This window comes from Aquabacterium sp. UBA2148 (assembly GCF_002328915.1).
GTDB classification, from domain to species: Bacteria; Pseudomonadota; Gammaproteobacteria; order Burkholderiales; family Burkholderiaceae_C; genus Aquabacterium; species Aquabacterium parvum.
Genome location: NZ_DCXA01000020.1, coordinates 27,211 through 35,967 on the forward strand (window position 1 = coordinate 27,211; position 8,757 = coordinate 35,967).

8 protein-coding genes and 1 pseudogene are annotated in these 8,757 nt (G+C 66.7%); 6 read left to right on the forward strand and 3 right to left on the reverse strand.

Going from position 1 to position 8,757, the window contains the following annotated elements; all coding sequences use genetic code 11:
- From B2W70_RS01225 to B2W70_RS01235, 3 genes and pseudogenes are all read left to right on the forward strand, one after another.
- Positions 1-351: pseudogene (locus tag B2W70_RS01225) on the forward strand (RND transporter); the annotation flags it as partial.
- Between the two features lies 1 nt (position 352).
- A complete protein-coding gene (locus tag B2W70_RS01230) occupies positions 353-1,810 on the forward strand; it encodes a multicopper oxidase family protein (RefSeq protein WP_286742126.1) in 1,458 nt (485 codons plus the stop codon).
- A gap of 60 nt (positions 1,811-1,870) precedes the next feature.
- Positions 1,871-2,161 (forward strand): copper-binding protein, encoded by a 291-nt coding sequence (locus B2W70_RS01235; protein ID WP_286742127.1) that lies wholly within the window; start codon positions 1,871-1,873, stop codon positions 2,159-2,161.
- A 10-nt stretch (positions 2,162-2,171) separates the two neighbouring features.
- Here B2W70_RS01235 and B2W70_RS01240 read toward each other — a convergent pair whose 3' ends face one another.
- Together B2W70_RS01240 and B2W70_RS01245 are read right to left on the reverse strand one after the other, a co-directional pair.
- Positions 2,172-2,687, reverse strand: coding sequence for a YqaA family protein (locus B2W70_RS01240; RefSeq protein WP_286742129.1), 516 nt, complete (start codon positions 2,685-2,687; stop codon positions 2,172-2,174).
- A 54-nt stretch (positions 2,688-2,741) separates the two neighbouring features.
- Complete coding sequence (locus B2W70_RS01245; RefSeq protein WP_286742130.1) at positions 2,742-3,530, reverse strand: OmpW/AlkL family protein; 789 nt, start codon at positions 3,528-3,530, stop codon at positions 2,742-2,744.
- A gap of 337 nt (positions 3,531-3,867) precedes the next feature.
- Between B2W70_RS01245 and dusB the strand changes: the two genes are divergently transcribed.
- From dusB to purH, 3 genes are read left to right on the forward strand one after another with little or no spacing between them, the layout of a single operon-like run.
- The gene (gene dusB, locus B2W70_RS01250) at positions 3,868-4,932 is read left to right on the forward strand and encodes a tRNA dihydrouridine synthase DusB (RefSeq protein WP_286742133.1); all 1,065 of its coding nucleotides are present in this window, start codon (positions 3,868-3,870) and stop codon (positions 4,930-4,932) included.
- 7 nt (positions 4,933-4,939) lie between these two features.
- Positions 4,940-5,176: a Fis family transcriptional regulator gene (locus tag B2W70_RS01255; protein WP_058088416.1), complete on the forward strand. Its 237-nt coding sequence runs from the start codon at positions 4,940-4,942 to the stop codon at positions 5,174-5,176.
- 49 nt (positions 5,177-5,225) lie between these two features.
- Positions 5,226-6,815: a bifunctional phosphoribosylaminoimidazolecarboxamide formyltransferase/IMP cyclohydrolase gene (purH, locus tag B2W70_RS01260; protein WP_286742131.1), complete on the forward strand. Its 1,590-nt coding sequence runs from the start codon at positions 5,226-5,228 to the stop codon at positions 6,813-6,815.
- Between the two features lie 179 nt (positions 6,816-6,994).
- On the opposite strand, the gene uvrA is transcribed toward purH, so the two are convergent.
- Positions 6,995-8,757 (reverse strand): excinuclease ABC subunit UvrA (gene uvrA, locus B2W70_RS01265; RefSeq protein ID WP_286742132.1); only part of this gene is annotated, 1,763 nt, incomplete at its 5' end.

The following is an 8,757-nucleotide window of genomic DNA, read 5'->3' on the forward strand; positions in this document are numbered from 1 at the left end:
GAATGGCAGCAAGCCAGCCTTCACGCCGAGTCACAACTGCGCGAGCGCTTCGCCGACCACCAGGCCACGCTGGCCACCGCCCAGCAGGCCGCCAAGGTGCTGGGGCCCGTTCGCAAACGCTTGCTGGACGAGCGCCTCAAGCAATACAACGGCATGCTCATCGGTCCGTTCGAGCTCATCGACGAAGCCCGTGCACACGTGGCCGCCGTGCTCACCGCGCTCGACGCGCAACGCGACTTCTGGCTGGCCGATGCCGCGCTGGTCGCCGCCATCGACGGGCTGGATGGCCCCGATGCAGGCGCCAATCGCTCATCGAGCAACGCCCCCACCAACACCGAAGCGAGCCACTGACATGAGCACCCGTCGACTCTTCCTGCGCGGCGCCCTGGGTGGCGCCGCCCTCACCGCCACCCACACAGCGCTGGCCGCTGAACGCGTGCGCCCCGGCAGCCTGCTCGGTCTGCCCGAGCCCGTGCTGCAAAACACACCCGACACCCAGGCACCGCTCACGCCGCCCAACGGCCGCCCCTACCGCCCGGTGCTCACGCTCAACGGCTGGACCCTGCCCTGGCGCATGAGAGACGGCGTCAAGGAGTTCCACCTCGTGGCCGAGCCCGTCGTGCGCGAGATCGCCCCCGGCATGAAGGCCCGCCTGTGGGGCTACAACGGCCAGAGCCCCGGGCCCACCATCGAGGTCGTCGAAGGCGACCGCGTGCGCATCTACGTCACCAACCAACTGCCCGAGGTCACCAGCGTGCACTGGCACGGCCAGCGCCTGCCCAATGGCATGGACGGCGTCTCGGGCCTGACGCAGCCGGCCATCCCCGTGGGCCAGACCTGCGTCTACGAGTTCGTGGCGCGCCGCCCCGGCACCTTCATGTACCACCCGCACGCCGACGAGATGGTGCAAATGGCCATGGGCATGATGGGTTTCTGGGTCACGCACCCGAAGCAGCCCCACCCGCACATCGCGCAGGTGGACCGCGACATCTGCTTTTTGCTCAACGCCTACGACATCGAGCCCGGCGCCAGCACGCCGAAGGTCAACACCATGCTGGACTTCAACCTGTGGACCTGGAACAGCCGTGCCTTCCCCGGCATCGACAGCATCAACGTGCGGCAAGGCGACCGCGTGCGCATCCGCATCGGCAACCTCACCATGACCAACCACCCGATCCACATCCATGGCCACGAGTTCGAGGTCACGGGCACGGATGGCGGGCCGGTGCCCAAATCGGCGCGCTGGCCAGAGGTCACCACCGACGTCGCCGTGGGCCAGATGCGCCAGGTCGAGTTCATCGCCGACGAGTTGGGCGACTGGGCCTTTCATTGCCACAAGAGCCACCACACCATGAACGCCATGGGCCACAACGTGCCCAACCTGATCGGCGTCAAACAGGACGACCTCGCCCGCGAGATCAACCGCCTGGTGCCCGGCTACATGGCCATGGGTGAAACCGGCATGCACGAGATGGCCGAGATGGAGATGGACCTGCCCGACAACACCCTGCCGATGATGACCGGCACCGGCCCGTTCGGCCCGATCGGCATGGGTGGCATGTTCACGACGGTGAAAGTTCGCAAAGATCAGCCACCGGCCTCCCACCCCGATGGCCACAAGGACCCGGGCTGGTACCGTCATCCCAAGGGCACGGTGGCGCGTTTGGTCGGTGAAGGAGAAACCTTGCCCGATGCCACCCGCGCCCCCGCCTCACCGCACACCGGCCACGCCCCCCCTGTTGGAGGCGAGGTCGAGTTGACGGTTCGCAAACCCGGTCATCATGGCCACATGGACCACGGCCAGCACTGATCCCCTGGGCGTTCGGCGTGTTCGCCTGAGCGCCCGCGTCATCGAAACAAGGAGACCCTCATGAAAACCACTTTGAAATCCCTGACCACCTTCGCCGCCGGCCTGCTGCTGAGCGTGTCGGCCCTCGCCCAGAGCGTTGACGGCACCGTCGAAAAAATCGATGCCGACGCCGGCAAGGTCACGCTGCGCCACGGCGAGATCAAGAGCATCGACATGCCCCCGATGAAGATGGCCTTCCGCGTGGCCGACCCCAAGTGGCTGCAAACCCTGCAGGTTGGCGACAAGGTCAAGTTCGATGCGGCCAAGGTCAACGGCCAGTTCACGGTCACGGCCATCACCGTGGTCAAGTGAGGCGGCGCGATCAGGTCACCCAGACCAGGAATGCCGTCATCGTCACGTAGCGGGCGAACTTGCCGATGGCCATGTAGAACACGCATGGCCAGAAGGGCAGGCGCAACCAGCCGGCCACGGCGCACAACGGGTCACCCACGACGGGCAGCCACGACAGCAGGCAGGCCTTGGCGCCGAAGCGGCGCAACCAGTTCAGTGCGCGCTGGTCGGCGCGCGTGGCGTGTTCGGGGTCCGCTGACTCGTCTTCCCGACGGGTGTGGCGAATGCGGTTGGCGGCCGAGTGGGCACCGTAGCCCATCCACCAGCTGATGCCGCCGCCGATGGTGTTGCCGGCGGTGGCCACCAGCACGGCCGGCCAGAACAGGTCGGGTCGCAAGGTGACCAGGCCGAACACCGCAGGCTCCGAGCCCATGGGCAGCAAGGTCGCCGACACCAGCGACACGATGAAGACCGCTCCGAGCCCGATCTCGGGCAGGGCCAGCCAACCGAGAAGGGCGTGCACGCCCGCCATCCAATTGACGTCCATGACCGAGATTGTGGCGGCTTCGGTCACCGCCACGGGCCCGCAGGCTCAATCAGCTCAGAAGCTGTAGCCCACCGTGGCCGTCAGGGCCGTCGGGTTGAAGCGGAAAGCCGACTCCTGGCGCAGGCCGGACTTGGTCACGATGGTCAGCTTGTTGTTGACCTTGGCCGTGGCCACGCTGGCGTTGATCGACCAGTGCTGGTCCAGCTTGTAGGAAGCACCCAGCTGGATCGCCGGGCCGATGGAGTCGGACAGGCTGATCTCGGGCTTGGCGCCGTCGGCGTACAGCGTGTCGCCGGCGGCCGTGGTGCGGGCCTTGAAGCGCGTGACGTTGATGCCCAGGCCCACGAAGGGACGGAACGCCGACGAAGGCTCCAGGAACTTGTAATTGAAGAACACGGTCGGGGCCCACTGGCGAACGGTGGAGATGACCTGGCCGTTCTGCGCCGCCAGCTTGGCCTTCAGGCCGTTGGTGGCAGCGGTCTGAGCAACGGAGGGCGTCACGCGCGAGGCGTCGATCTGCGGGTTCTCCACCTTCAGGGTCACGTCGTGCTTGGGGGGCGCACCCAGCACGAACTCCACGCTCCAGCGCTCGTCCAGCGCGCGCTCGATCGTGAAGATGAGGGTGCTCTTGGACTGGACCTGCAGCGCCACGCCGTCGTTGAGCACCAGGTTGCCGCTCAGGGGCGAAGGCACGGCCACGCCACCGCGCAGGGGCTCGCTGGTCGCATGCGGGTTGATGTGGGCGCCACCGAGCTTGATGGTGTATTGCGCCTGGGCGGCAGAGGAGGCGCCGAGTGCGGCGAAGGAGACCAGGGAGGTGATCAGGGCGTAGCGGGCAGACATGGCGGGATGACAAAAAAAATCAAGTGACGCACCAGCGCGTAACGATTGCAGTGTAACTGCAACGGTTACATCGCTGAACTTTCGGGCTTCGAACGACCCACCGCAGTCAGAGGGTTTTGCGCATGACAAAAGAAGGCCCGCTGCCCGCCCTGGTCGCGATCCGCGTCAAAAAATGCCCGACTTGGGCCTACCCAGGCGGCCACCCCGGGGCTATACTCTGCCTCCTTTTTAAGCAGCCCTGAACGACGCGTCGCTCGGGGCTGTTCTGTCTTTTGCAGCCTGACGCGCGGTCCGCATGTCCCCTTTTCACCCCCTGGCCAGCACCCTGGCGACCCCGATGGCGATTGGCCCCCACACGGTGCCCAATCGCCTCTTCGTGGCGCCCATGGCCGGGGTGACGGACCGCCCGTTCCGCATGCTGTGCAAGCAGCTGGGCGCGGGTTACGCGGTCAGCGAGATGGTGACCTCGCGCAAAGACCTCTGGCACAGCCTGAAAACCTCGCGCCGCGCCAACCACGATGGCGAGACCGCGCCGATTTCGGTGCAGATCGCCGGGACCGACGCGGCCATGATGGCCGAGGCCGCCGCCTACAACATCGACCGCGGCGCCCAGATCATCGACATCAACATGGGCTGCCCGGCCAAGAAGGTCTGCAACAAATGGGCGGGCTCGGCGCTGATGCAGGACGAGCCACTGGCGCTGGAGATCATCGAGGCCGTGGTGGCCGCCTGCTTGCCCCACAACGTGCCCGTGACGCTGAAGATGCGCACCGGCTGGAGCCAGCAGCACAAGAACGCGCAAGCCATCGCGCGCGCAGCCGAGTCCGCCGGCATCGCCATGCTGACCGTGCACGGCCGCACCCGCGAGCAAGGCTACAAGGGCCAGGCCGAGTACGACACCATCGCCGCCGTCAAGGCCGCGGTGCGCGTGCCGGTGGTGGCCAACGGCGACATCACCAGCCCCGAAAAAGCCGTCGAGGTGATGCGACTGACGGGTGCCGACGCTGTGATGATCGGCCGCGCCGCCCAGGGCCAGCCCTGGATCTTCGGCGACATCGCGCATTACGTGACCCACGGCCAGCGCCGTGCCCGGCCGCTGACGCTGCAGGCACGCCAGTGGCTGATCGAGCACCTGCACGACCACCACAGCCTGTACGGCGAATTCGCGGGCGTGCGCACCGCGCGCAAGCACATCGGCTGGGCCGTGCGCGCCCTGCCCGGCGGCGAGGCCTTTCGCCAGCACATGAACACCCTGGACCGCATCGATGAACAGGTGCGGGCCGTGAGCGATTTTTTTGAACAACTCAGCCAGACCCACGACCGCCTGCCCGAGGCCCACGCGTGCGACCTGGACGACACCGACACCGCCGAACAGGAGGCCTCCTCCTGCATGGCGAACTGACACACCCATGAGCAAGAAGACCATCCAGGACTGCATCAAGGACAACCTCGAAGGCTATTTCCACGACCTGCGCGGCGCCGAGCCGCACGCGGTCTACGACATGGTCGTGAGCGCCGTCGAGCGCCCCATGCTCGAAGTCGTGATGCACCGCGCCGAAGGCAACCAGTCCAAGGCCGCCGAATGGCTGGGCATCAACCGCAACACGCTGCGCCGCAAGCTGCTCGAGCACAAGCTCATCAAGTGACCCGTTTCCGTTTTTTGTTTTCACCTGCTCTTTGAACCAGAGGAACCCCATGGCCCTGACCGCCCTGCTGTCCGTGTCCGACAAGACCGGCATCGTTGAATTCGCGCAAGCCCTGCATGCACAAGGCGTGCGCCTGCTGTCCACGGGCGGCACCGCCAAGCTGCTGTCTGAAAAGGGCCTGCCGGTCACCGAAGTCGCCGAGATCACCGGCTTCCCGGAAATGCTCGACGGCCGCGTCAAGACCCTGCACCCGCGCGTGCACGGCGGCATCCTGGCCCGCCGCGACCTGCCCGAGCACATGGCCGCGCTCAAGGAACACGGCATCGACACCATCGACCTGCTGGTGGTCAACCTCTACCCCTTCGCTCAAGCCACGGCCAAGGCCGACTGCACGCTGGCCAACGCCATCGAGAACATCGACATCGGCGGCCCAACGATGCTGCGCTCGGCCGCCAAGAACTGGCAGGACGTCGCCGTGATCATCGACCCGGTGGACTACGAACAGGTGCTGTCGGAAATGAAGGCCGGCGCCATCACGCGCACGACCAAGTTCATGCTGGCCAAAAAGGTGTTCGCCCACACCGCCGCCTACGACGGCATGATCACCAACTACCTGACCAGCCTGGAAGCCGGCTCGGAACTCGAAACCGAATCCGTGCCCGCCAAGGCAGAGTACCCCGCCGTCTACAACCTGCAGCTGCACAAGGTGCAGGGCATGCGCTACGGCGAGAACCCGCACCAGTCGGCCGCCTTCTACCGCGAAGCCAAGCCCGTGGTCAGCACCCTGGCCAACTGGACCCAGATCCAAGGCAAGGAGCTGAGCTTCAACAACATTGCCGACGCCGACGCCGCCTGGGAATGCGTCAAGGCCTTCGAAGCCCCTGCCTGCGTGATCATCAAGCACGCCAACCCCTGCGGCGTGGCCGTGGGCGCCGGCCCGCTCGAGGCCTACACCAAGGCCCTCAAGACCGACCCGACCAGCGCCTTCGGCGGCATCATGGCCTTCAACCGCGTGGTCGACGCCGACGTGATCGAAGCCATCAACGCCAACAAGCAGTTCGTGGAAGTCGTGATCGCGCCGAAGTTCACCGACGCCGCGCGCGCCGCCTACGCCGCCAAGCAGAACGTGCGCCTGCTGGAAGTGCCGCTGGACGAGGCTTCGCGCAAGCTGGGCAACGCGCTGGACTTCAAGCGCGTGGGTGGCGGCATGCTGCTGCAATCGGCCGACAACATCGACATCGTCGGTGATGTGAAGGTGGTCTCCAAGCTGCAACCCACTGCCCAGCAGATGCAAGACCTGCTGTTCGCCTGGACCGTGGCCCGCTTCGTCAAGAGCAACGCCATCGTGTTCTGCAAGGACGGCATGACCATGGGCGTGGGCGCCGGCCAGATGAGCCGCCTGGACTCGGCCCGCATCGCCTCGATCAAGGCCGGTCACGCTGGCCTGACGCTGCAAGGCACGGCCGTGGCGTCTGACGCCTTCTTCCCGTTCCGCGATGGCCTGGATGTGGTCGTCGATGCGGGCGCGACCTGCGTCATCCACCCGGGTGGCTCGATGCGCGACGACGAGGTCATCACTGCGGCAGACGAGCGTGGCATCGCCATGGTGTTCACCGGCACGCGCCACTTCCGTCACTGATGTGGTGGGCGTTGCCTCTGACGAGGTGATGCCGATGCCAGACAAAAGGGGCTCCCTGCGGAGCCCCTTTTTCATGTGCCTTGACCGCGGTCAGGCAGCGTGGCGCCCCCGCGGATTCAAGGCGCACGCCGCTCGCACGGGGCCTTTCGCGCCGTCCCGATCAGTTCAACGCCACGCCATCACAGCAGCGGCTTGAGGTAACGCCCCGTGTGGCTGTCCTCGCAGGCGGCGATGTCTTCCGGCGTGCCGGCGATCAGCACCTGCCCACCGCCCGAGCCACCTTCGGGGCCCATGTCGATGAGCCAGTCGGCTGTCTTGATGACGTCGAGGTTGTGCTCGATGACGACGATGGTGTTGCCCGCTTCGCGCAACTGGTGCAGCACCTTGAGCAGCAAGGCGATGTCGTGGAAGTGCAGGCCCGTGGTCGGCTCGTCGAGGATGTAGAGCGTGCGGCCGGTGTCGCGTTTGGAGAGCTCCAGCGCGAGCTTGACGCGCTGCGCTTCGCCGCCTGACAGCGTGGTCGCGCTTTGCCCGAGGCGGATGTAGCCCAGGCCCACGTCCATCAGCGTCTGCAGCTTGCGCGCGATGCTGGGCACGGCGCTGAAGAAGGCCAGCGCATCCTCGACGGTGAGGTCGAGCACCTCGTGGATGTTCTTGCCCTTGTAGAGCACCTCCAGCGTCTCGCGGTTGTAGCGCTTGCCCTGGCAGACATCGCAAGGCACGTACACGTCGGGCAGGAAGTGCATCTCGACCTTGATGACGCCGTCGCCCTGGCAGGCCTCGCAGCGGCCACCGGCCACGTTGAAGGAAAAGCGCCCTGCGTTGTAGCCGCGCTCGCGCGCCGCCGGCACGTCGGCCATCAGCTCGCGAATCGGCGTGAACAGGCCGGTGTAGGTGGCAGGGTTGGAGCGCGGCGTGCGGCCAATGGGCGACTGGTCGACGTTGATGACCTTGTCGAACAGCTCCAGGCCTTCGATCTCGTCGTGCGGCTCGGGGTCGAGGTGGGCCTGGTAGAGCTTGCGGGCCACGGCCGCGTACAGCGTGTCGTTGACGAGCGTGGACTTGCCCGAGCCCGAGACGCCCGTCACGCAGGTGAGCAGGCCGATGGGGAACTCGGCCGTCACGCCCTTGAGGTTGTGGCCACGCGCGTTGACCACGCGCAGGCGCGGTGTTTCATCGTTGAAGGCGCGGCGCTGCGTGGGCACCTCGATGCGCAGGGCCTGGGCGAGGTAGCGCCCCGTCAGGCTGTCGGGTGAGGCGGTGACTTCGGCGGGCGTGCCTTGCGCCATCACGCGGCCACCGTGCACGCCGGCGCCCGGCCCCATGTCGACCACGTGGTCGGCGGCGCGGATCATGTCTTCGTCGTGCTCGACCACGATGACGCTGTTGCCCAGGTCGCGCAGGTGCTGCAGCGTGCCGATGAGGCGGTCGTTGTCGCGCTGGTGCAGGCCGATGCTGGGCTCGTCGAGCACGTACATCACGCCGGTGAGGCCCGAGCCGATCTGCGAGGCCAGGCGGATGCGCTGCGCCTCACCGCCCGAGAGCGTGTCGGCGCTGCGGTCGAGGCTGAGGTAGCTCAGGCCCACGTCGTTGAGGAAGCGCAGGCGCGAACGGATCTCGTTGACCACCTTGGCCGCGATCTCGGCCTTGGCGCCTTGCAGTTGCAACTGATCGAAGTAGGCGTGGGCCTCGGCCAGCGTGGCGTGGCCGATCTCGAAGATGGCGCGGGTGTCGTGGGTGACGGCGTCGAGCAGCTTGACGTGCCGAGCCTCGCGCCGCAGGCGGGTGCCGTGGCAGTCCGGGCAAGCGCGGGGCTGCTGGTAACGGCCGAGTTCTTCGCGCACGGCGGCCGAATCGGTCTCTTTGAAGCGGCGCTCGAAATTGGGGATGATGCCTTCGAAGGCGTGCTCTCGCTTGACCTTGCGCTTCTTGCCCGAGGGCC